Below are 23,311 nucleotides of genomic sequence, written 5' to 3' on the forward strand. Positions count from 1 at the left end.
TAGGGGTTTAGAGGGACTCAACCCCTACAGTTTTTTAATTAGCAAGTTTAAATAAATTGTACAAAAGAATGATCAAGCTAGATGGTGTGGTTTCAATTCTTAACCGCTTATTTTCAACCCAACTTAGGGAGCATATTGAACCCGATAAATCCGACCATTACTTTCTTCTGTAAAAATCAAACTTCCATCGGGTAATATTAATAAACCCACCGGACGACCCCAGGTTTCAGGAATAGCAGGATTAACTAAAAATCCAGTTAAAAACTCCTGATAATATCCTTGAGGGCGACCTTGATTAAAAGGAATAAATACTAACTTATATCCTGTTCCCCTGTTCCGGTTCCAACTGCCTCTAAATGCTACAAATGCACCATTTTTATAGGGTTCTGGGAAAGTGTTACCGTCATAAAATTGTAATCCTAAAGCTGCGGAATGGGCTTGAAACAGAACATCTGGTTTTAGGGTTTGCTTAACTAAATCAGGGCGTACACTTTCACCATTTTGAACATGACGTGGATCAAGATTATTCGGGGTAAAATAACTATAGGGCCAGCCATAGAATTCCCCTGGACGAATACGGGTGAAATAATCAGGAACTAAATCATCCCCTAACCCATCTCGTTCATTAACGGTTGTATATAATTCGTTGGTTTCTGGCTGAAAATCTAACCCTACAGGATTTCTGAGTCCAGAGGCAAAAGTTTGTTGATTAGACCCGTCTAAATTCATCACTTGAACTGATGCCCGGGGAGGGTTTTCTTCACTTACATTTGTTTTTGAACCAATGGAAACATAGAGCTTTTGATTATCAGGAGAAACGATAACATTGCGCGTCCAATGTTGGTTATATCCCCCTCCAGGTAACTCCGCTATTTTTTCTCCTGTTCCGGTCAGTTGCTCTTGATTATTATAGGAATAACGTCTAACTTCGTCTGTATTTCCCAGGAAAAAATAACCGGGTGAAAATGCCATGCCAAAGGGAATATTTAAGCCATTTTTGCTATCTGCAAAAGTTTTAATTTCATCGGCTACGCCATCTTGGTTGGTATCTCTTAATAACCGAATGCGGTTTTGTTTGGTTTCTGTCACTAATACGTCACCCTCGGGAGTTAACGCTAACCACCGGGGATTATCTAAATTTTCCGCAAATATATTAACTTTAAATCCTGGGGGAACATTTAAAACTGGGTTATTAGGAATGGGAATAACTTCTGGGGGTTTAGATGCACTATCACTATGGAAAGGTTGAGGTAATTCCTCTAAATTAATCCGAATCGGTTGGGGGGATAGGGGTTTTGTTATAATGGGTTTAGGTGGTTCAGTCGCCACGGAAATTGTGGGGGATGGACGCTCAGAAATATCGCTATTTTGTTGACAAGCTATTAATAATCCCACAAACAATAACCGAAAATAATGCAACTTAAACATATATAGCAATCCCAAATCATTTATTTATGCTCAAACCCATGATAGAATACTACAACCTCGGCGATGGATGGGGAGAAGATTTTGAAGGAATTATTTTAGCTGGAATTCCCACAACAGTTTGACCGGATGGCACATCCGAAAGCACAACCGCATTGGCTCCAATACAAACATCATCCCCGATGGTTAAATTGCCTAAAATCTTGGCTCCTGCACCAATATTAACCCGTTTTCCTAACTTGGGCGCATCGAAAGGTGTATCTAAATAACGATTTCCTAAAGTCACTCCTTGGCGAATAATACAGTCATCACCAATCACACTATTGCCATGAATAACTATCCCATGTTGATGTTCAAAAATCACACGGCGACCTAATTCAACGGTGTAGGGTAATTCTATTCCGTAGGTATTGCGAACTTTGCGATATAAAGCTCGATAAATAATACTCAAAGGAGCGCGAAAAATTAGAGATTTAACTGTCATTCTCCACCGACCAAAACGTTGAATTGCAACTGCTTGAAACCCTGATTTCGTCCAATCTCGTTCGTGAGCAATCCAATCTTCTTTAATTTGCTCCCAAAGTCCTAACTGCGGGTTTGGAGTTTCTGTTTGTTGAATCTCAATCTTTTGTGCTGTATTCATATCCACCTAAAAAATATTGATTGGGGTGAGTTTGTCAAAATTATCATGACAAACTCATTTTGTTCTGGGCGACAGCCTAAAATCTGGGGTACAGCAATTTGATTTTGTGACTTTAGGCTAATAATTGTAATCTAACACGAACTCAGATAATTTACAATACATTTCTAAAACATACTTGAATGTTACTTGAGTACAAAGGGATGAGCCAAACCGACCATACGGGAGATTAATCTTAATTTTTTCTAATCAATTTTGACTAATTGATTTGTTTTTTAAAAGATTGTCAGGAAATATTGACATTTTATTGAAAATAATTTTCAAATAGTTGACGACAGCATCGGACTTCTGGTAGACTATAAGAAATATAGTCCAAGGGGTTGTTGTGTCTACAAGCAAAAACAGAGGCTACAACCCCTACAATCTCGTCAAATATCTTGATTTCCTGACTAAATTTATGTCCTGCGATGCACGAGTTTTGGGAAAGGAAGGTTCAGCCCTCCACAGCTATCTTGACAAAAATAACAATTTATGCAGTAAGTGACAATATCCAAAAAATCAGGTTGTCGGTCGTTGTTTGAATTTAACTACCTTTGAGCAAAACACTATGGCGAATAAAATCCCGTAATAATTGAGGGGGGTCAGAATCCGGTTTATTTTGCAGTTGGTGACGAACTCGCCAAGTAATAAAACTCAGTATCCAAATAATATCAGTTATGCCTGCATAGAGTTGACCATAATTTTTTTTAAAATAGTATCGGCGGGAATCAAACCAATATTGAGGGAGGCGTTTTGGAGGAGATTTTGTATTAGTGACACCGGAACTTTGTCCGACCAAATGAACTACTCGACTTTCGGGAACATACCAACAATTCCAACCGGCTTTTTTTGCCTGTAAACAAAAGTCCATTTCCTCATAATACATAAAATAATTTTCATCAATAAAACCAATAGTTTCAAATACAGTATTACGGACAATAATACTGGCTCCAGCAACCCAATCGGTTTGACAAGAAATATCGGAAACTGGAGGAGCAACCACCCATTTTTCTAATAGTTTAGAAACGAATCCTAAGCGCAGTCCGCCATCTAATTCTCCCAACAAACTATGGAACCGAAAAGCAGAACGTTGGGGTGTACCATCCGGGTCTTCTAAACGACTTCCGGCGATACCAATATCAGGATTTTCTTCCATAAATTGTACCAGTTTTGTTAAAGCTCCTGAACGCACAATAGTATCAGGATTTAGGAGCAGAAAATAGGGGGGACAATTCTGGGATTCTATCACAGGTCGAATAATAGCGTTATTGCCAAATCCTTAGCCCCCATTGCGGTCTAAGGGAATTAAAGAAACCCAATCTCCCCATTTTTCTTGATCAATAATTGCTTGAATTTTAGGAATAGAATCATCGCCAGAAGCATTATCGGAAACAATAACTTTTGTACCTGGTAAAGCCTGAACTTCATTAACTAAGGAGTATAAACAATCAATAGTTAAGGCGGCTGTTCGATAATTGACAATGACAACTAATAGGGGATAGGAATGATTTATTACGGGGGAATCAACCATGATTAGATAGTCCTTAACTCAATCTGTTTGATAAAAGGTCTGATTTTTTCGCTCAATTCAGTCAACATTCAACAGATATTTTTCTTACTTATATTCAATTAATGGGTTAGATTGTCCCAAGGTTTGGTTAAAGTAAAACTTGATTTGTCCGAATAAACCTGGAAATTTGGCAAAAATACAAGAAACTGCATATAAAGCCGAATCCTGGTTAGAAAATCCGATATTTTTATAATATTGATATATTTTATAAATTAATAAAGGATAGGCTAGAAATAATAGCAAACTTAATTCATGGGTTGGTAACATTAGAATTAAGGCCAGGATAGGAACGATTAATCCCCAGAACCAAATACTACGACTTTCTTTTACCCAATAGTTTTCCGGGGGTTTTCCGTGTAAATAAGCTCCTTCTGCATAAGCATAACCTGCTCTTAAATTGCGTTTCCACCAGTGACTAAACCGGGTCATTTGAGCGTCATGGAGAGCCATTTCAGCATCTAAACGATAAATTTTCCATCCTTTTTGTCGGAGTCTAACACACAATTCTGGTTCTTCTCCTGCGATTAATTTGGGGTTAAATCCCGATACCTTTTGAAAGGCTTGAACTCGCATCATGGCATCCCCACCACAGGCCTTTGTTTCACCGATGGGAGTATTCCATTCAATATCGCAAAGACGGTTATAAATTGAAGCATTTGGATAGCGTTCTCGTCGCCGTCCACAAACTACTGCTAGATCAGAATTTTCTTCTAATTTTTGTTCGGCTTTTTCCAACCATCCTTCAACAACTTCGCAGTCTCCATCAACAAATTGAACATATTTTAATTGAGGATTATTTTGGAGTAAAAATTGAAATCCGGTATTTCTAGCTCGGGCTGCGGTAAACGGAATAGATAGGTCTAATTCTACAATATCTACACCGAGGGATTTGGCTATTTCCACAGAATTATCCGTGGAACCCGAATCAACATAAACGGCATTTTCAACTTTTCCAACAATTGAAGATAAACATTGCCGTAACCGTTCACCTTCATTGCGCCCGATGGCAACTAATCCAATTCTATTCAAAATTCAACCTCCTGATTTGATGTTTTTTGATTAAGTGTTGTTGGGGGTCAGAGAAAGATACTAACTAACCCCAAAGAAAGTTTTTTAAACCCAATTAAAAGCCCGATTTTTTACGATTGATTTAAAATTGTTACAGGATAGTTCAACCCCTAACTGTGTTCCTAAAACCGTCAAATCCCGATCAAAAATCAATTGTAATTTCTCATAATTTTCTGGAGTAAGTTCCGGTTTTTGTTTCATTGCCCACCAACTTCTAATTTTAGTCCGAAAGGATTTAGGAACCAACAACCGTCGCAATTCTCGCAAACCCGGAGTTTCGACTAAAATATCCCTCCAGACACTTTTTCTTATGCGTTCCTGGGATACATTTTGAGCCTCTAGTTCAAAGTTCCAAATCGGTTTTTTTGCATAGCCAATAAATTGACAAACTCGCTCGAGTTCCTCTTGGGGATGGGAGAGCATTCGTTCAAAGAAAATTGGTAAAACCCGTTCTTTGCCAAAGGTTTCAAAATAGGGTTGAAGCTGCATAGTATAGAAACTATAATCAATTAATTCGGGATGGTTAGTAATGGCTGTATTAATATCTTCTGAAATGACTTTTTGTGTCCATTCATGGATATATTGAGAAACTAAACGATCAATCGGATGTCGCATCACATAAATAAATTTAGCTTGGGGTAAATGCTGTTTAATGCGTTGAATGGTTTCGGGATAAGTTGGTAATTTAGTATAATGGGTGCTGGACTCTCCAGATAATGCCTCTATAGGTGCAGATGCAAAATGGGATAGATACCAATTCCAGCCTTTTTGGTATTCTTCATTATTACTAAAAAAGTTAGGTTCTTTAAGTTTACTCATAAAGATCCCGGGTTGCAAAGCCAATTGTTCATGAAGGGTACTGGTGGCACATTTCATCGCACCAATAATAATAAAATCAGGAGTTTTGTTCATATTAATCTTGTTGAGATGGGTTTAAGGGAGTCAGACAGTTGATCCAAATATCTTGACCTTGAAATTCGCAAGTATGGGGTTGTTTGTTCCCGACTAACTCCCGAACCCAAGACAAACTTCGACCAACTAACCAGAGGAGATTTGTTAACCATAAGCCTGTAATGCCATAAAATTTGGCAAAGTATCGAGAACGAGAGGCATAGAGATAGGGACGAGGACGCCGCTGCGCCGCCATATCCGCTTTAACTGAACCACTACCGCCGCGCAAATGCACTACCCTCGCCTCTGGCCAGTGGAGAATTTGCCAACCCGCTTGATGGACTCGGCGACAGTAATCCACATCATCAAAATACATGAAATAGCCCTCATCCATAAGACCAATTTGTTGAATCACCTGTTGGCGAATTAAAACACAAGCGAAACTTGTCCATTCTGGTTCAAAGGGTGTATTAGAGACGGCGATAGGAACGTCATACTGTTGGAATAGTTTTGTAATTGGCCCTGTGGCAGCCGCATCAATCAATTGACTAATAGGGGAATGGTAGCGAAAGCAACTAATTTGGGGTGTGCCATCGGGCCATTCTAAGCGGGGACTAATTATTCCGGCTTCGGGATGGGTTTTCCAAGCGTGGAGTAGAGATGAAATTGCACCCTGTCGGACAATGGTATCACTATTGAGCAATAAATAAGCCTCGGCTTCAATGGCTTTCATGCCTAAATTATTCCCGGCGGAAAATCCTCCATTCACAGGAGAAGCTAGGAGTTTGACCCAAGAAAACCATTGATTATCTATAATTGTTTGTTGCAGAAGTTCAACGGAATTATCCCCAGAGGCATTATCAACAATAATAACCCGATCATGTTCTAATTCAACCTGATTTTCTAGGGATTTTAAACAATCAATTACTAACTGAGGGGTTCGATAATTAATAATCACAATAGCTAACCGAACCTTCTCAACTAAACTATTGTTTTGAACTTGAATTTCCTCCATTAGTTGCTCCTAGGTTATGGGTCAATTTTTATAGTTAACAGCCAATTGTTAACACAACGCTCATCTACTGACATTCCTCCCGCCATCATTATTATCAATAAAATCTTCTAGGGCTTTATATTTGGGTGAAGTCGGTTGATAGACCGATTCTAAGGCTCCCCAACTGCCGTATTTTGTGGGTTTACCGATATCAACAAAGTGCATAAATAAAGTTCCCCCAGCTTGTTTCCAATACTCTAAAAGTTGTAAATAAGCATCATACATTTGAGGATCACGATTCAGTTGAATAAAAAATTTCGAGACCTCTTCTTTATTGGGGTCTTTGGGATGGGGAACCAGATGTTGTCCACCTTCATAAGCTACTAATTTTAAACCTTTAGATTTAGCCACTTCTGCATGATATAAGAAAGTTTGATAATTATCAACTAAGCTATCTTTATCTTTAGGAAGTAACCCGCCTTTTTTTAACTGTTCAAAGGCTTGATTAATCCCTTTATCTCCCTGCTTAATCCATGATTCTACCACACTACTATTTTCCAAATCCCCTAATGAGGCACTAAAATAACCGGCGATCGCATAGACATCAACTCCTTGATAACATGGTTTATTTCCTTCTGCCACCCAATAGGGACAATCTAAAATTTTCTGTTCTTCCCCTTCAGAATTTGTTTGGGTTGCGATCACACAAATTACCCGATTTGCTTGATTGCCAAATTCTTTTTTCCAAATTTCACACATTTGATTAGTTCGCATTCCATACCACTGACGAAAAGCATCTCCTTTATCTTTTCCCCACCGGGCTTGACCTTGTTCTAGGGCATAACGAGTTTGTTTAAAATTCCAATTCCAAACTTCATTAGAAAACTCTACATAAATGTTTAAATCAGGATTTAGTTCGGCTTTAACCTTCTGGGCAAAATTTCTGATATATTCATCCGTTGCTTTATGGGGGATATTAAACCAAGGTTCGGATTTCTGCTGATTAGAAAGGGCAATCATAACTTCTAAAGGAACCCCTGAACCTCTATAGGTTGCTGTTAGAGGTGTTGGTCTATCTTTCCACTCTTTTTGAGGAGAATGATTGGTTTGCATCCAGTCCATAAATCGCAAAGTTTTAAAGGGTTTAATCTTCTCCAAAAAAGCGGGATTAAAGATCTCACCGTCACGATATAGGCTTTCATGTTCCGCTCTAATTATCCGAATATTGCGAAGATAATTTCCAGTTTGATTAGGATCAGTTTCGTTAATTAAAATTAACGCACCACTGGTCTTGGATAAATCAATATTAATCACATCTCGACCGGGCTGAGAAAGGGTCTTATCTTTTTTAGCCGATAAACCATATTCTAGGGTTCCTTCTCCGTCGTACAAAACAAGATATTGTCCAGAAATGGGAGTATCTTGAGGGATATCTTTAAATAAAGTTGTTGCAACTTCTGTGTAACGGGGAGGATCTTCGGGCTTCGGTAAGGATTTAACCCAACCCTGTTCATCTAAATCTAATTGCTCAGATTCTTTTGTATTCCATACCCCTCGACAGTCTGATGTTTTTTTATTACGACAGGTGGTGAACCACTCGTGAGAATTTTTAAAGTAGTCAATAAACGGAAATTGAGTCGATGCACTCCCTAAACCACTCAAATTAATTCCTAACGAGGATTCAGGACGGGATAAACTTGTGCTAACTTCAGATCCTTTTAAACTATTCTGAGAACCCGGAATAACTTTAGATACAGTAATTCCTATGCCTATTAAAAATATTAAGAATAATACCAGATTTTTTTTGGAATACAATCTAAACCCAGCCACTATAAACATGATCAATCACCTTAAAAAATAACGTTTAACGGTTCAAAGATTCAGTCTTCATCAGTTACTTAATTGATGGAGATCGGCGTTTTTTACGATTCAGTTTAGGAATACCATAACTGCGTTTTTCAGAAATAGGAATCGGTCGAGGGTTTTTGCGATTTAGTTTAGTAATACCAGAATTGGGTTTTTTAGAAATGGGAATCGGTCGAGGCTTTCTGCGATTCAGCTTAGGAATAGGATGAAGTGTTTTAGTAGGAATTAGAAGTGCTGGAGAAGGCAGTAGGGGATTGAGTGTCGGATTACGATCAATCGTTTTGGGAGAAACAGTGACAGAGGAATTGAATTCTTGGGGATTGGGGTTCATCACTAATCCAGCTAAACCTCCACTAGCCAAGGTAAAAACGGGATTATACTGATCATTTAAGAGATTATCTAACACATATAAAACCGTAACTACACTAATGGAGGCGGCCCCGGCGACCTGGGGACGAAACCAAGTTTTAGCAGGATATCGTAACAATGAAAAAGTGAGAGCCGGGAGCAAAGATGTTCCAAAGATGCCAATAACACCCATTGCTCCATTCATGCCATAGGCAATAATCCACAAACTATCGGTGGTGGAAATATCAACTTTTTCCCCTGTGGATTGAGCATAGTCATAAACCCGATTTCGTCCCCATCCTCCCCAACCAAACCATATCCGTTGTATGGCTTTTTCTACTAAAATTTCTTCATTCTCAAATCGGAATGCTAAGGACTGCGCTCGGTCAGGGCCAGCTAGATCAGTGGCAACCTGAATAATTTGATCCGCTTGTTCTCCTGTGAAGTTCCCCGTTACCCCTAGATAGAGATAGGAAGATAACATTAAAATTAACAACACTTTGGGAAAACTGGTGCGAAGGAATTTGGCACTAAATAAAATCACCATTCCCAAAGCCATATACAGATAGGCTCCAGTAGAACGAACTAAAAGATGAGTGATATATAGCCCAATGAACCAAAGATTCATCGGGATATTCAAAAACTTTTTTAAAGTTCCTGATTGCCAAAGCCATAGGGCAATTAACAATGCCGCCATCATCCACATCCCCGCAGCTAAACCATGTTTCATAAATACATTGGGTCTATATCCTCCTAAACGATAGGATTGGGAAAATTGATTAATGCCATGAAAGCCATAAACCATTCGATGCAGTTGGGGACTAATAAAACTTTCTACAATGCACAGTGGCGCATAAATCACACCACTGATAAAAATTCCCATGGCTAATTCATGAAGACCTTGAAGATGATTGAGATATACGCGACCTAAAAAATAAGGGATACCATATTTAATGATTTGTGCCAGCATCGATGAGAACCCATCATAAGCTCCCAAATCATTTGTAATGGATGAAATCAAAGGACAGATACACCAGATCAACATCGGAATATCTAACCAGCCGAATTTAAAGGTTTTAAAGGTTTTAAAGCTATATAAACAGGTCGCCAGGATGATGCTGTAACAGGTGGCTGTGGAGCGATCATAATCGGGAAGACCGGGGAAGACAAAGGCAGTACGCTGAGGAAGAAACAACCAAGCCAGAATAAAACCCATCACCACAGCCTTGTCGGAGGGAATTTTTTTAAACAAGTACAAGACAATGGGCAGCAAAATCAACAAACCGAATTGTGCTTGAGGTGTCATAAACTATCGGGGAGGATCTCCTAAGTTTGTATAGTCTAAATCCATCCCGAATTAAGATTTTTGATGGAGGGCGTTGCGGATATCAAAAATAATCGGGGGAATGAATTTTTTTAAGCGGGTTTTGATGGGAACTGGAGCCGGTTTTGAGTTTAAATTATCTCCAGGTCGAGCTTGAAACACAGTGGAGTGAGTTCCAGACACTTCTTCGGCTGGACGACCGTTAGAGTAGTAATAGAGTGCTAAGGATTTGCGAGTCATTCCCTCTGGACAAGTTAAAGGATCGGGGTGTCCATGATAGGAAAAGTCTGTTGTACTAAAGATAACACAACGATTAAAAATGGGGAGAACTTTTTTAGCACATTCGGTCATGTTTCGATCCCACATTTCAAAGTATCCCCCATATTCTTCTTGCCAATTTTTATTTAAGTAGATGAGCAAATTTAATCGTCGATCTAAGTCTAAATTTTTATGTTTATTAAAGTCAACGTGCATTTTTAAAAATCCTCCTGGTTCAATTTGGTGGAGTCCACCTCCTTGAAAGTAAGGATCGGGAATAATCCCTGAAATTCCTGTGAGTTTTTCTAAAAATTTTAGGAAAACTGAAGAATTTAATTGATAAAGTAAAAACCGGGTGGCTTCACCCATTTGCAGTTCTGAAGTAGAGGCTAATTTTTTTTCAGCAGCCGCATCAAATTTTTTCCAACTGATTTCTCCGGGTTGGGGAAATTCTTCTAATATTTGATCTAAAACCCATTCGGGGAGAAAATTATCAATGATAATATGGGGAAAGGGATCGGCTTGAGCATAGGATTGGCAATGTTGTTCTGCCAGAGCATTTAAAAAGTTAAAATCCAAACAAAACCTTAAAGATTGAGTCATTTTTTAAATCCTAAAATTGATAAAAAATTTGATTTTAACGGTTCCAGTGGGACAAATCCCAATTTAAAAACTCAGCAAGTTGCTGATTAGGTTCTCGAAATTTTTCTAATAACATTTGGCGAGTTTCTGAACGCATAGGCGGGGGCATATATTGTTGGGATTTCCATTGTTTATACTTGAAATGGCGTACCCATTGATAGGCTTGATCTTTCAAGGGCTGGGGTAAGAGGGACTTGAGTTGTTCAATCCCGGGAATCTGCTTGAAAGAAGAAGTTATTTGTTTCCGTACAAACCATTCTGGATCATCCTCCGCCTTATTGGCAACCAGGGTGCTTTCCTCCATTAAATTAATAGTGGGATCAGCACCGAGAAAGGTAAGAATTTGGGAAATCATCTGGAGAGGATGTTGAATTAAGTCTTCCATAGGCAGGAACAGAAATGACTCTCGCGGATAAAATTTCAGATACTGTTCAATTTGATAGAAATAAAAACTACTGTCAATAAATTCACTTTGTTTGGCAATGGTTTCTTCAAAGGTTTTTTCCACCGCTAGTTCCGGTTTATGGCGTGATCCTTTGAAGCGATGCACGTAAAATGAATAAGCCCGATCTACCGGATGTCTCATAATATAAATGAGTTTAACCTCTGGTAAGGCTTTTACCAAACGTTCTACGGTATGAGGATATTGTTGTAAGCGGGAATAGGTGGTTGAAGCTTCTCCACAAATCTGATCGGGTTTGGCTTGATGAAATAATGATTCATACCAGTCCATTCCTTGAGCATAATGAGCATCTACAGAAAAGAAGTCTGGCTCTTTTGGCGTAGACATGAACACCTGGGGATGCCGACACAAATATTGATACAGTGTTGTTGTTCCTGATTTGGCTGCACCAATGATAATAAATTGGGGTTTAATCATCACAAAACGCTTTGGGATCAAGGGTTAGGGAAAGCCCGAAAGGGCTGAATACGATAGAGAAAAAGATCGTTAGATCGGATTAAGAACGGAGTGCAATTTCAAAAGCTTGTTCACACAGTCGGGCTGCATCATCCCAAGTGTAACTGGTAGCTTTGGTATAAGCACGATCTGACATCTGGCGCCACTGTTCCTGGGACATTTGACAAATCTTGACAATCGCTTCCGCCATCTCCTCTGGGTCTTCTGGTTTGACTAAGATTCCGATACCGTCATTGAGGAGTTCCGGGGCTGCACCCGATGGCACTCCAATCACCGGAGTCCGACAGGCCATGGCTTCTAAAATCGGACGTCCGAAGCCTTCAAAGCGACTGCCAAATAACCAAGCATCACAACTGGCATAGATATGTTTGATTTGATCCTGTGGAGGCTGACAGAAGAACTCACTCCCTGGGGGTAAGGGTAACTCAGGAACAGGGGGTTTAGTCCCAAAACAGACTAATTTTAAGTTAGGAATCTGTTGAGATGCCAAAGCCAATGCTTTTAAAGTGATATCACATCCTTTCCAAGAGAGGGGAGAATATAACATTCCCACGGTGGGAACAGTTTGTTTCTTCCTGGGTTCGGCATAATATTTTTCCGCATCTATACTGTTAGGAACTAAGGAAACATTTTTATCTCCATATTCTTTCTCCATAATGTCCACTAACCACTGGGAAATCACAATTTTATGGAAAGGCAGCCTATAGGTAGCAGCGACCCGTTCTTTGGGTAAATAATCGTGAGTTTCATGATGGCGAATCATGTAGACTTTTGCTCCCTTCGAGGGGGAAAGATTGGCAACCCATTCGGCTGTTTCCCACCAAGTCGCCACCACAACATCCGCATCGGGAAGATCGGCATCGGTAACTGGGGGTGGATGATCCAAAATCTCGCGAGGTAGATCCATACCATCAAGATGGGAAGGCCCTTGATGTTTCGAGGGAATTAACCCTTTACCTTTTAATAAGGATTTAACCTGCTGAACAACCGTAGATCTGCGTTTTTGAGGACAAACAATATAGACTTCATGACCTCGTTTTTGCAAGTGATAAGCTAGATCTGCATTAGATTGAACCCCTCCTGCTAAACTCACCCAATTGGCTTGAACAAAGGTAATTTTCATTGTCGATTTCCCTAGTTTGAAATACGTTGATCTTGGATTCCTCTAAACGCTACAAGATACTATCAATGGATAATCCACCTCCTAAACTATATCGAATTCCTCCTAGGAGAACAATCATCCCTAGGAGGATGAAAGTTGCCCCTAAATCCTGTTTGAATCCCAAAAGTCCTTCTTGCCAAAGCCCATAGTTAACCACAATATAAGAGGGAATATCATTAAATGCAACAACCAAGATAGCCCCTACTACTCCCATCACAGAAAATGATAACGGAAGTAAAATCACCATGTATAGTAACTTAAATACATTACCCACGGCAATATAGAGGGGTTTTCCAATGGCAAATAGGGCTTTATTAATACTGCTATGTAGGATAAATGGCCACATTCCTAAAGCTAAAATCGGCAGCATCCAAGCGGCTTGTTCATATCTTTGATCATATAAACTCAAAATGAATTGATCTCCAAAGCAAACCAGAATTGCTAAGGGTAAACTCATGAGCAATAATAATAATTTTCTTTTGTCTAAAATATTTTCTCGAAGTTGCGATCGTGGCAGATCCAACTGTTTAGAAATAACCGGAAAAACAACTTTATTCATCACCGCTTGCATTAGGGCTTTGGGAAGATCCGCTAAGGCAAAAGCAACGGTATAAACCCCTAACATTTCTAAGGTTAATAATTTACCCAGGATTAAGCGATCAGATTGAGAGGCAAGGAAAGTCATCACCGTTGAAATAAATATCCAGCGCCCAAAGGAAATTAATTCTTTCAAGGCACTTTGATCCCAAGCCAAACCGTTCCGCATCTCGGTATTTAAACTATGACTCCTAATCAGTCCAAACACAGATGAAATTAAGACTCCAATAATTAAGGCCCAAATTGTAGGACTGATCCAAGCCAAGACAATCATTACCACAAGGCTTAAACCTTGGACAATAAAGTCATAAATGGTCAGTGTTTTTAAGTTTAAATTGCGGTTCAAAGTCGCTAAAGATGTAGATTCAAAACCCGCTATGACGGTTCTAAAACCAACAATTGGCATAATCCATAATAGTTGAGGCTCGTTATAAAATGAAGCAATTGGTGCTGTAATCAACAAACAAACAATCCATAATCCAAAACCTCGGAATACTTGAATTGTCCAAGCCGTATTCAGAAATAATGGGTCTTCCCCGCGTTCACTGCGGATAATACTAGGGCGAATTCCAATATCTGAAAATAGGGTTAAACCGATAATAAAAGTATTAACCAGACCCATTAAGCCAAATAATTCAGGAACCAGAAGACGTGTTAGGATTAAGTTTCCGCCAAATCGTAATACCTGAGCGCCCCCATACCCAAAAAGAGTCCAAATTGTCCCTTGAATTGCCTGTTTACTTAGAGATGACATATTAATTAAAACTTAATCTTTTTGTAGAACTCGCCCGAATAAATTAATGGGTTTTAAGGGTGCAATGTCCTTATCCATCAAGGCAAAAGTTTGTTTTCAACAGAGGTTAATCTGGGAGTAAACTAGAGTAAATTACTAACTGGGATATTTAGATTCCCTAATGCTCAGGATAGAACTAATTCAGCTAGTTGTGCCACCATTATAAAGCCACTTCACAAAACCTTTACATTTTTCTTTACAAAAGCAGAAATAACCTTCCCAAAACCTCTGCTACAAATAAGGGGTGCAGATAAACTGCACCCCTTATTTTGGCGATTTTATATTCAACCTATGATCCGGGTTTTTTTCCAATTCCCAAATGTTGTTTACTCTCTCGAAGTTGTTCCCATAAGGTTTCGATTTGTACATAAGATTCTTCTGTTGACAGTTTTCCCCCGGTTTGCAGGCCAACAATAAAGTCTACCTTTTGAGCAAATTCCTGCAAATTAGCATTAAACACAAGATTCTCAGGTGTGGCATTTCCTCGATAACGAGAACCCCAATAAAATGAACCTAGGTTGGTCATCAGTTTCAGACTCCAGTTTACATGATTGTTTATTTTTACATGGAATGCCAGATTTTCAATCAGCTAATAAAGTATATTTTGATACTTTAATTATAGCCTAATCAATTCCATCGGCTATTTGTTAAAAAGAATACAATTCTATTAATAACTATACAGCCGAACTTAATCACAATCCTGATAGGTTGAAATGGGACTAGAATGGTGATAGTCAGCTAAATAGGCTTCGAGAACTCCAAACTGGCTATGGTTGAGACGATAGTAAATCCAACGTCCCTCTTGCCGACTTTTCAATAATTCGGCTTCCTTCAAAATTTTTAAGTGAAAGGACAACTTAGACTGGTTGACGGCTAACTGTTCACAAAGTTCACAAACACACAATTCTTGTTCTCGTAACAGATTAATGACCTGCAAACGCAGAGGGTCAGATAGGGCATGAAACCTAGCAGCCATAACAGCGTTGGTAACAGGAACCGCAGGAGTTACCATGAGATTATTTGCAACCATTAAGGATATCCTAAATTCCGGCGAATCACTCTAGCTTATCATCTTCGTTTCATTCCCATATAAAGTACAAATCAACCATTCTGAGGTGATCATTCAAGATTGTTGATCCCCTTTTGGAATCTACAGTCCTCTGATGAAAATAAAAACTTGCTTCCTGTCTTTACATAACCCCCTGATTTGTAAAATCAAGTTTTACAAAACCCCCCTATTTTTAAAGCTGCAAGAAAAATTTGCCTATCGGTCTAAAGAATTGTTAAGTTTGCCGAGGATTATATTTGCTCTTAAAAAATAAAAACTACCATCTAAGCATATCAAAAATGTTTTTATAACACCCATTATTTAGGAACTAAGAACATGAAAGTAGCGAATTTAGCCCAGCTTGCTGTCAAGCATATTCGCAGTGATTTTCTTGAGGAATTATATCTCAAAACTGGGTTTGAAGGGACTAAACCCATTGTCATTTATGGGATTGTCAATCAGCGCTGCAATTCTAAATGTCGATATTGCGAATACTGGCGGTTATCAGAGTATCAAGAAGAGATGACAATTGAGCAGTGGAAAAACGCGCTTCTAAGTCTCAAAACCTATATCGGCACCTATCATATTGAGTTTTCCGGGGGTGAACCCTTTATCAAACAAGGATTTATCGATCTCTTAGAATTCTGTGACCGGGAGAATCTCAAGTGGGGAGTAACAACGAATGCTTATTGTTTAACAGAATCTGTTGTTAAACGAGTGGTGGCTGCTCATCCTTTTAATATCAATATTTCAATTGATGCTCACATTGCTGAAATCCATGATTATGTGCGCGGAGTTTCTGGAGCTTTAGAAAAAGTTAAAAAACATTTGCAATTTTTACTAGAAGAACGCAAAGTCCAAAGTCAAGATTTTCCGGTGATGATTAAACCAACAGTTCATGCTCACAATTTGCATATTATTCCCCAAATGGCGGAATGGGTAAAACAATTAGGAGCAACGGCGGTTAATTTTCAACCCATTGATCGTTGGACACCTGAAACCTATAATGAACTCTGGATTTCTGAAGATCGCATGGACGAATTAGAAACCGTTGTTGAAACTTTAATTGAACAAAAACGCCAGGGTTTACCGATTATGAATAGTGAATCTCTGCTGCGAATGTGGCCGGCTCATTTTCGGGAAGAGCAAGCTCCTGCTAGTGTAGGTTCCTGTCGTGTGGGGTTACGCAACTATTTTATTCGCCCAAATGGGGATGTAGAAGTTTGCTGGTTTTATCCTCCCATTGGCAATGTTAAACATCAAAGTACGCGGGAAATTTGGGAAGGAAATGAAGCTCAAGATCGGCGTCAACAAACAACAAATTGCGATCGCCTTTGTCTCTATACCTGCTTATCTCAAAAAACCTTTACTGATAAAGTTAAAATGGGGTTAACTTTATTAACTAATCATCAAAATTAGTTAACTCAATTGCCCTTAATTTCTGCTATAGTTGGCTAAGGTTAACTATAGCAGTTTGGTTTTTATCTTTTATCTTTAAAGGCTTACTCCTTCTAAATCTGCTTCGGTTAACTCATACAAAGATTTTAATTTTTCTAAGGTTTCCCCATCGGTTTCCCAAAATCCGCGGCCATGGGCTTCTAACATTCTACCGACAATATTGCGAAAGGCTTCGGGGTTGGCTTGTCTTAATTGGGCTGCCATTTTTTCATCTAAAGCATAGGTTTTAGAAGCTTGATCATAAACCCAATTTTCTTGAAAATTTGTTGTTCCTCCCCAACCCATTAAGGCGGTCATCCGTTGAGAAATTTCATAGGCACCACCACTGCCTTGATTCACCATAGCTTCTGCCCATTTTGGGTTTAATAATTTAGTCCGATATTCAATTCTTAATAGGTCTTCTAAGGGTCTAGGAGTGGTATCTTTAGAAAAACTTTCGACAAAACTGGCTTTCACTTTTTGACCTTTTTGTGTTTCTGCCGCCCGTTTTAATCCGCCCGTATTGGCATAATATTCTTGAATATCGGTTAATCCATATTCTACGGAATCAATTTCTTGGACAATATTATCCATTGTGTTTAATAATTCTGTCATCACTTCCGGTCTAGCTTGTCCTTGATCTTTTCGTCCATAACTAAATAGATTTCGTCCTTTCCAAGTATTTGCTAATTCGTCTCCTGATTCCCAATTCCCATCAACAATTTGATCATTTACTAACGATCCAAAATCCCCCGAAGGGTTAGAAAATAAACGGGCGGATGGGTTTTCTACTCCTTGCGATCGCAACTTTAAAGCGTGTTTTCTAATAAAGTTTTTATCCTCGGGTTCTTCCGCATCAGCCGCCCGTACAAATAAATCATCCAATAATTCGATAATATTAGCAAAACTATCTCTAAAAATCCCCGATAAATTCCCTAAAATATCAATCCGAGGATGTCCGACTTGCTCTAAAGGTTGTAATTCATAACGCACAATTCGCCCGGTTCCTTCTTTAATGGGTTCGGCTCCCACTAATTCTAAGATAATTCCTAACGACTCCCCGCGAGTTTTAATTGCATCTAAACCCCATAACATCACTGCAACGGTTTCGGGATAATTCCCGGTTTCTGCTAACTGTTGATTAATGATTTTTTGAGCAATTTCTCGTCCTCTCAAATAGGCCGCCGCCGAAGGCATTCGATAGGGATCTAAGGCATGAATATTACGTCCGGTAGGTAACACTCCTGGCCCATCTCGCAGTAAATCCCCGCCGGGGGCTGGAGGAATATATTCCCCATTTAATCCTTTTAATAAATTGGTTAATTCATCAGATGTTTGTAATAATAAATCTCGAATTTGAGTCTCAGTTTCTGGGGTTAACTCATTCATGGATTCCGTGGAATAAGCATTGAGATAGGTGGTTAATTCTTCTTCCGTTGGATTCTCTCCAAATGTATGTAATCCCGATGAAAATAAACGCTGTTCTAATACTTGTAAATAATCATATATTTTGATAAAATAGTTATAAAGAACTTCCAGACTAAATAGTCGAGCGTTTTCGGTTGTAAAGGCAATGCCTAATTTTTTTCCCTCCTCAAAAGCACAATCTACCTCTAAACCCATAGCCACAATTTGCTGACTAATTGATTCTTGAAGGGTAGAATTTCTTTGTGGATCTTCTCGATATTCGGCAATTAACTCCCGTAGAGATACCAATTGTTTATACAGTCCCGCTCGACCGTATGGCGGAATATTATAGGAAATTAACACCCCATAACCTCGACGTTTTGCTAACATTGATTCTGACGGGTTGTTAGCTGCATAAAGATATAAATTTGGCATATTTCCTAATAAAATATCTGACCAAGAATAGCCCGTATTTCCTAACGGTGATCCCGGCAACCATTCTACTGTTCCGTGCATCCCAAAATGAACAATAGCATCGGCTTGAAATTCCTTTTGTAACCATTTATAAAAAGCCACATATTGAGGGTGCGGCGTTAAATCTCTTTCAAACATTAACCGCATCGGATCACCAGATAAACCTAAAGGCGGTTGCACTCCTATCCAAATATTTCCTAATTGAATTCCGCCAATATGATAATCCTCTCCAAAGGTTTTAATCCCGGTTTCTGTTAAGGATTTCCATTGTTTTTGAATTCGACTTCGTTGTAAATAGCCTAACCATTTCTCTAATTTATTGACATTAACTTGATTGGAAATAATAGAATTTTCTGCAAAAATAAAGTTTTGTTGAGCTTCCAATTTCTCATCGGCTATTTTAACTTTTTGAATTAAGGCTTCCCCCGTTTCTGGTAGCTCTCCAACGGTGTATCCTTGGGCTTTTAAGGCTTGCAAAACCTTCAATAAACTCTGGGGAACATTTAATAAAGCGGCGGTTCCTGTGGCTCCATATCCGGGGGGAAATCCATATAAAATAATCGCAATTTTTCGCTGTTCTGGCGGTGTTTGTCGCAATTGAATCCAACTTTTTACCCGTCCAGTTAAACGTTTAACTCGTTCAGGAATTAAATAGATATCTTCCCCCACTAATCCCCCTAAAGGTACGGTATCAATAGCACCATCAAGTTCGGGTAAGGCATATAAAACCACACTTTGTAAACCCCCAATTCCTTGACGAGTCCAAGATAATAAATCCTGAATTAATAAAGGTGCAGCGATAAAATAAGGAACGTTTTTAACCGTTAAAATTTGTTTAGCAATTTCCACTTGTCTTCCGGCTTCCATTGATCCGGCTGGCCCTCCAACTAAAGGAAACCCAATGGTAGAAACAATTGCATCAACGGTTACAGCTTCTTTTGATAAGGATAAGGTTTGAATATTTCCCTGTTCTCGATGATTTAATTCATCCGTTGTTATCATCCAATCTCTAACGGCAACATGACCTTCAACGCCATTAATAAAAATTGGCAATGGAATTAAATTTTCCTGTTGAAAATAACGAATTAATTGGGGGATATAAGTTTGTTTAGTGATCACGTGCTTACGATAAAGTAATATTCCGACAACGGGATTATTAGTAGTTGTTGGATATTGGGTTTTATACCAATCTAAATAGGCTTTTGGTGATTCAAAATAACCGTTATAATCTGGGTGTAATAATCCCATATTTGGGGTTTCTATTGGAGGAGGAATTTCGCCAACGGTTAACCCTAAATAATTACTAGCAATTGTCCAGAACATTGCCGATACATTTTCTGTACCTCCCGCATTCCAATAGCCATAAATAATTAACCAATTGCGGAGGTCTTGAACTTTTTTAACCGGAACAAATTTTAATAATTTCGGGCCTGTTTTCAAGAAACTAATATAACCCGCGAGTTTATCTTCTTCTTTTCCACTAGAAAATTTACTCAGAATAAATTGTACGGGTTTGGGCATTCCTTTGGGTTTATCTCCAATTTTAAACGCTCCAATTTGGGTTAAACTCATTAATTCTAAAGCGGATTCAAAAATTAAACGAATTGGAATATTTTGTACCCTTTCTCGTAACCATAATACTTGATCATAATCAAATACTAAACTAGCAAAAAATACATCGGCATTTTCTAAGGCGGTGGCGACGGTATCGGGTTGCTCAGAAATGGCGCGATCGCTAAATACACAAATTTCTAATTCTGGACAACGAGCGCTGGCTAACTTTGCTGCTGTACGATATAACTCAGCATTAAAAGACTCAAACCCAGCTATTAAAACAATCTTTTTCATAAACTCTATTTTTAAACGATTTGTTTTAATCTATTATTGATAATAATAGCAATTATAACTTAAAATTAAATGACAGAATATCAGACTCCAACTTATATTTTAATTGCGGGAGTGGATGAGGTGGGGCGGGGGGCTTTATTTGGCCCTGTGGTGGCCGCGGCGGTGATTTTATCTGAGGATGGTATGACTCAATTAACGAGCGCTGGAGTTAAAGATAGTAAAAAATTAACCCCTAGGGTTCGTTCTCAGTTAGCCACTGAAATTAAAGCGATCGCCATTGATTGTAAAATAGGTTGGGCTTCCGTTAAAGAAATAGATCGGTTTAATATTTTGCAAGCCACATTATTAGCGATGAAACGAGCAATTTCCAGGTTAAATCCTCAGCCTGAACTCTGTTTAATTGACGGAAATCAAAAGATTCCGCAATTATTAATTCCTCAACAAACTATCATTAAAGGAGATAGTACATCGATTGTAATTGCAGCAGCTAGTATTGTGGCAAAAGTTTGGCGAGATGAATTAATTATCCGTTTATCTAAAAAATATCCTGAATATGATTTAAAGCAAAATAAAGGTTACGGAACCGAAAAACACCGCCAAGCAATCCAAGAGTATGGTATTACTTGCCAACATCGTCAATCATTTGGTTGCTGTCAATTATCCCTACTTTTATAAAATTAGGAACAATTTCCAGCTAACCAATTTAACAAATCTGACTCCGTTTCAAAATCCAATAAAGCTTCCCCTAGTTGTTCAACTAATTCAATCGGAAGACTGCGGATTTGTTCTTAAATTTCAGGGTTAATTGTTCCTAACGCAGTCTTAAAAATACCGTTGCGTGTTGGATATTCCCCGCGCGATCGCTACTACTTAGGGTCAGTGATCGCAAATTATCAAAAAAGGGTTTAGCCGAAAGTTCTACTAATTTAAACAAAGGAAATTGTTGATTAAGGAAATTTCGACTGGTTAGCCAATTGACATAAAAATAACCATCATTAGTTTGAGGTAAAACTTCAATACTTGTCTTAAAGTCGGGGTCTTGAGTAATCAGATTTTCCGTTGTTGACAACCCTAAAACCTCATCCATTGCTTCCACGGAGGTTGTAAAAATTTCATATTTCCCTACGGTTGAATGTATCCCTTTTGCATTCGCTTGAATTAATCTAGTTTGGGTTTTGGCTTTATCTTTTTTCTCCACAAGCATAGGGGTTAACTTTGTCCAGGCTGAAAGGGTATTATTATTAAGATTAAATGATCCCAAACTATAGCCTTGTTCCGTCGCTATTTGATCTAACTTTTCAATTGCTAGATTAGCATTGTCCGAACGTTCTGCCACAAAAACCCAATCCCATTTTTCATTCTGATGGGGAACTACAGCTAAAGCATATTCTCCCGTAACCCAGCTAAAAATATCTTGAGGTAAATCTAAACCCCATAAGGTTTTAATTCCAGCTAGGGGTTGGGTAATAAATTGTTCTAAAGGTTTATTGGCTGCAATAATTTCAGAGAAATCTGTCCAGAGTTGATTTAAGTCTTTTCCCGCAATTAATAACGGACTATTGGAACTAATATAATTTAACGCTTCTCCGGGTTGAGAAAATGCCGGGGATGGGTTTGTTGTATCTTCTTCTAAGGTAGCTACTAAGACAGTTTCTGCTAATAATCCCTGGGAATTAATCCCTAAAGATACGGCTAAAGTCGGTTGCTGACCGAGAAATTCTTGCTGTGGATCAGTGACTAATTGCCAATCTCCTAAATTAAAAAATCCAAACCCCACTCCCCCAGGTTTTAATTCTTTTAAGGCTTTTTGATAGGATTCTGATTGACTTAAATTCAGATTCGCTTGTACCGTATTTAAGGCTTCTTTCATCACCTTGGGATAGTTGGCAAATAACACAAACCGATCATTAATTGTAGCCATAACTAAAGTCGGTGCATCATCAATTGTTCCTTGAAAGGGTCGGCGATAAATCAATTTAACGCCTCGATATTGATCCTGAACAATATCTAAACCCGCATCCACTTGTTTTTGCCAAAATTTATCTAAAACCTCTTGACTTCGTTGAGAATTTTTTGTTGATAAGGCGACAAAATACCCAGGTTGTTGACCATTATTGGCTAATCGATCCAGATCAGGAGTAATTAATGCCCAAGTTATTTCATTCCCTAACCATGGTTGAATATCTCGCCCATAATTTAACCCTGTATTAGCTAAAAGACTTTCTTTAATAGAGTTAAGTTGAATCCGATTATTATTACTTTTTTGAGAAAAGGTTAAAATCTTTCCTACTGATTCTAACCGATCGGGATTTACTAATAATGAAACCATGGCGGGTGCAGTCCGAGGAACAAACATAGCCGCCTCTGGTGCTGTTTTTGTGCTACCTGTGACTAAAGCGGCGGGGTTTTGACCCGATAACAAATAAAACCCCGCAATTCCCAGGAGTCCCACAACGACCAGACCAATGACCAAAATCTTAGGAAATGAGCGTCTTTTCATAAGCTTAACTGTTGAGCGAATACCATTGCTAGATAGGAGTTCATGATCTATTATGCGTCAG

The 23,311-nt window shown here is 38.7% G+C and carries 20 protein-coding genes; 2 read left to right on the forward strand and 18 right to left on the reverse strand.

What is annotated here, in order from left to right:
* Positions 1-123 precede the first annotated feature (123 nt).
* The 15 genes from PL9631_RS20335 to PL9631_RS20400 all read right to left on the reverse strand — a co-directional run bounded on the left by PL9631_RS20335 (position 124) and on the right by PL9631_RS20400 (position 15,566).
* The gene (locus tag PL9631_RS20335; RefSeq protein ID WP_083623197.1) at positions 124-1,428 is read right to left on the reverse strand and encodes a PQQ-dependent sugar dehydrogenase; all 1,305 of its coding nucleotides are present in this window, start codon (positions 1,426-1,428) and stop codon (positions 124-126) included.
* A 49-nt stretch (positions 1,429-1,477) separates the two neighbouring features.
* Positions 1,478-2,068 carry a serine O-acetyltransferase gene (locus PL9631_RS20340; RefSeq protein WP_083623198.1) on the reverse strand — a complete coding sequence of 197 codons (591 nt, stop codon included), beginning with the start codon at positions 2,066-2,068 and terminating at the stop codon, positions 1,478-1,480.
* 580 nt (positions 2,069-2,648) lie between these two features.
* The gene (locus tag PL9631_RS20345) at positions 2,649-3,353 is read right to left on the reverse strand and encodes a glycosyltransferase family 2 protein (protein ID WP_331281278.1); all 705 of its coding nucleotides are present in this window, start codon (positions 3,351-3,353) and stop codon (positions 2,649-2,651) included.
* A 30-nt stretch (positions 3,354-3,383) separates the two neighbouring features.
* Positions 3,384-3,635: a glycosyltransferase family 2 protein gene (locus PL9631_RS27215; protein ID WP_331281279.1), complete on the reverse strand. Its 252-nt coding sequence runs from the start codon at positions 3,633-3,635 to the stop codon at positions 3,384-3,386.
* Between the two features lie 84 nt (positions 3,636-3,719).
* Positions 3,720-4,703, reverse strand: a complete 984-nt coding sequence (locus PL9631_RS20350; protein WP_083623200.1) for a glycosyltransferase — start codon at positions 4,701-4,703, stop codon at positions 3,720-3,722.
* Between the two features lie 84 nt (positions 4,704-4,787).
* On the reverse strand, positions 4,788-5,654 hold the full coding sequence (locus PL9631_RS20355; RefSeq protein WP_083623202.1) for a sulfotransferase family protein: 867 nt from the start codon (positions 5,652-5,654) through the stop codon (positions 4,788-4,790).
* A gap of 1 nt (position 5,655) precedes the next feature.
* Positions 5,656-6,648: a glycosyltransferase family 2 protein gene (locus PL9631_RS20360; protein ID WP_083623204.1), complete on the reverse strand. Its 993-nt coding sequence runs from the start codon at positions 6,646-6,648 to the stop codon at positions 5,656-5,658.
* Positions 6,649-6,708: 60 nt separating this feature from the next.
* Positions 6,709-8,466, reverse strand: a complete 1,758-nt coding sequence (locus tag PL9631_RS20365) for a cellulose-binding protein (protein ID WP_083623206.1) — start codon at positions 8,464-8,466, stop codon at positions 6,709-6,711.
* 55 nt (positions 8,467-8,521) lie between these two features.
* Positions 8,522-10,147, reverse strand: coding sequence for an O-antigen ligase domain-containing protein (locus tag PL9631_RS20370; RefSeq protein WP_197046454.1), 1,626 nt, complete (start codon positions 10,145-10,147; stop codon positions 8,522-8,524).
* Positions 10,148-10,198: 51 nt separating this feature from the next.
* Entirely contained in the window at positions 10,199-11,026 is an 828-nt protein-coding gene (locus PL9631_RS20375; protein ID WP_083623208.1) for a 2OG-Fe(II) oxygenase, read from the reverse strand.
* A gap of 34 nt (positions 11,027-11,060) precedes the next feature.
* Positions 11,061-11,945, reverse strand: coding sequence for a sulfotransferase family protein (locus PL9631_RS20380; RefSeq protein ID WP_083623209.1), 885 nt, complete (start codon positions 11,943-11,945; stop codon positions 11,061-11,063).
* 79 nt (positions 11,946-12,024) lie between these two features.
* Positions 12,025-13,107, reverse strand: coding sequence for a glycosyltransferase family 4 protein (locus tag PL9631_RS20385; RefSeq protein ID WP_083623210.1), 1,083 nt, complete (start codon positions 13,105-13,107; stop codon positions 12,025-12,027).
* 49 nt (positions 13,108-13,156) lie between these two features.
* Positions 13,157-14,497, reverse strand: a complete 1,341-nt coding sequence (locus PL9631_RS20390) for an oligosaccharide flippase family protein (RefSeq protein ID WP_083623211.1) — start codon at positions 14,495-14,497, stop codon at positions 13,157-13,159.
* Positions 14,498-14,825: 328 nt separating this feature from the next.
* Positions 14,826-15,062 carry a DUF7219 family protein gene (locus tag PL9631_RS20395; protein ID WP_083623212.1) on the reverse strand — a complete coding sequence of 79 codons (237 nt, stop codon included), beginning with the start codon at positions 15,060-15,062 and terminating at the stop codon, positions 14,826-14,828.
* A 162-nt stretch (positions 15,063-15,224) separates the two neighbouring features.
* Positions 15,225-15,566 carry an ArsR/SmtB family transcription factor gene (locus tag PL9631_RS20400; protein WP_156090648.1) on the reverse strand — a complete coding sequence of 114 codons (342 nt, stop codon included), beginning with the start codon at positions 15,564-15,566 and terminating at the stop codon, positions 15,225-15,227.
* A gap of 354 nt (positions 15,567-15,920) precedes the next feature.
* On the opposite strand from PL9631_RS20400, the gene PL9631_RS20405 reads away from it, so the two are divergent.
* A complete protein-coding gene (locus tag PL9631_RS20405; RefSeq protein ID WP_083623213.1) occupies positions 15,921-17,003 on the forward strand; it encodes a radical SAM protein in 1,083 nt (360 codons plus the stop codon).
* A gap of 75 nt (positions 17,004-17,078) precedes the next feature.
* Here the strand turns inward: PL9631_RS20405 and bchH are convergent, their stop codons facing one another.
* Entirely contained in the window at positions 17,079-20,750 is a 3,672-nt protein-coding gene (bchH, locus tag PL9631_RS20410; RefSeq protein WP_083623215.1) for a magnesium chelatase subunit H, read from the reverse strand.
* A gap of 69 nt (positions 20,751-20,819) precedes the next feature.
* On the opposite strand from bchH, the gene PL9631_RS20415 reads away from it, so the two are divergent.
* Positions 20,820-21,425, forward strand: a complete 606-nt coding sequence (locus PL9631_RS20415; RefSeq protein ID WP_083623216.1) for a ribonuclease HII — start codon at positions 20,820-20,822, stop codon at positions 21,423-21,425.
* Between the two features lie 2 nt (positions 21,426-21,427).
* Here the strand turns inward: PL9631_RS20415 and PL9631_RS26840 are convergent, their stop codons facing one another.
* Both PL9631_RS26840 and PL9631_RS20425 read right to left on the reverse strand, forming a co-directional pair.
* Positions 21,428-21,532, reverse strand: coding sequence for a DUF4351 domain-containing protein (locus PL9631_RS26840; protein ID WP_269321710.1), 105 nt, complete (start codon positions 21,530-21,532; stop codon positions 21,428-21,430).
* Positions 21,533-21,561: 29 nt separating this feature from the next.
* Complete coding sequence (locus PL9631_RS20425; protein ID WP_083623218.1) at positions 21,562-23,250, reverse strand: DUF3352 domain-containing protein; 1,689 nt, start codon at positions 23,248-23,250, stop codon at positions 21,562-21,564.
* Positions 23,251-23,311: the final 61 nt, after the last annotated feature.

Source organism: Planktothrix paucivesiculata PCC 9631 (assembly GCF_900009265.2).
Taxonomy (GTDB): Bacteria; Cyanobacteriota; Cyanobacteriia; order Cyanobacteriales; family Microcoleaceae; genus Planktothrix; species Planktothrix paucivesiculata.

What these genes read in the sequence shown, in the direction of transcription:
- PL9631_RS20335 (WP_083623197.1), bottom strand. Translation starts at nt 1,428, where the DNA reads ATGTTTAAGTTGCATTATTTTCGGTTATTGTTTGTGGGATTATTAATA.
- PL9631_RS20340 (WP_083623198.1), bottom strand. Translation starts at nt 2,068, where the DNA reads ATGAATACAGCACAAAAGATTGAGATTCAACAAACAGAAACTCCAAAC.
- PL9631_RS27215 (WP_331281279.1), bottom strand. Translation starts at nt 3,635, where the DNA reads ATGGTTGATTCCCCCGTAATAAATCATTCCTATCCCCTATTAGTTGTC.
- PL9631_RS20355 (WP_083623202.1), bottom strand. Translation starts at nt 5,654, where the DNA reads ATGAACAAAACTCCTGATTTTATTATTATTGGTGCGATGAAATGTGCC.
- PL9631_RS20360 (WP_083623204.1), bottom strand. Translation starts at nt 6,648, where the DNA reads ATGGAGGAAATTCAAGTTCAAAACAATAGTTTAGTTGAGAAGGTTCGG.
- PL9631_RS20365 (WP_083623206.1), bottom strand. Translation starts at nt 8,466, where the DNA reads ATGTTTATAGTGGCTGGGTTTAGATTGTATTCCAAAAAAAATCTGGTA.
- PL9631_RS20370 (WP_197046454.1), bottom strand. Translation starts at nt 10,147, where the DNA reads ATGACACCTCAAGCACAATTCGGTTTGTTGATTTTGCTGCCCATTGTC.
- PL9631_RS20375 (WP_083623208.1), bottom strand. Translation starts at nt 11,026, where the DNA reads ATGACTCAATCTTTAAGGTTTTGTTTGGATTTTAACTTTTTAAATGCT.
- PL9631_RS20380 (WP_083623209.1), bottom strand. Translation starts at nt 11,945, where the DNA reads ATGATTAAACCCCAATTTATTATCATTGGTGCAGCCAAATCAGGAACA.
- PL9631_RS20385 (WP_083623210.1), bottom strand. Translation starts at nt 13,107, where the DNA reads ATGAAAATTACCTTTGTTCAAGCCAATTGGGTGAGTTTAGCAGGAGGG.
- PL9631_RS20390 (WP_083623211.1), bottom strand. Translation starts at nt 14,497, where the DNA reads ATGTCATCTCTAAGTAAACAGGCAATTCAAGGGACAATTTGGACTCTT.
- PL9631_RS20395 (WP_083623212.1), bottom strand. Translation starts at nt 15,062, where the DNA reads ATGACCAACCTAGGTTCATTTTATTGGGGTTCTCGTTATCGAGGAAAT.
- PL9631_RS20400 (WP_156090648.1), bottom strand. Translation starts at nt 15,566, where the DNA reads ATGGTTGCAAATAATCTCATGGTAACTCCTGCGGTTCCTGTTACCAAC.
- PL9631_RS20405 (WP_083623213.1), top strand. Translation starts at nt 15,921, where the DNA reads ATGAAAGTAGCGAATTTAGCCCAGCTTGCTGTCAAGCATATTCGCAGT.
- bchH (WP_083623215.1), bottom strand. Translation starts at nt 20,750, where the DNA reads ATGAAAAAGATTGTTTTAATAGCTGGGTTTGAGTCTTTTAATGCTGAG.
- PL9631_RS20415 (WP_083623216.1), top strand. Translation starts at nt 20,820, where the DNA reads ATGACAGAATATCAGACTCCAACTTATATTTTAATTGCGGGAGTGGAT.
- PL9631_RS20425 (WP_083623218.1), bottom strand. Translation starts at nt 23,250, where the DNA reads ATGAAAAGACGCTCATTTCCTAAGATTTTGGTCATTGGTCTGGTCGTT.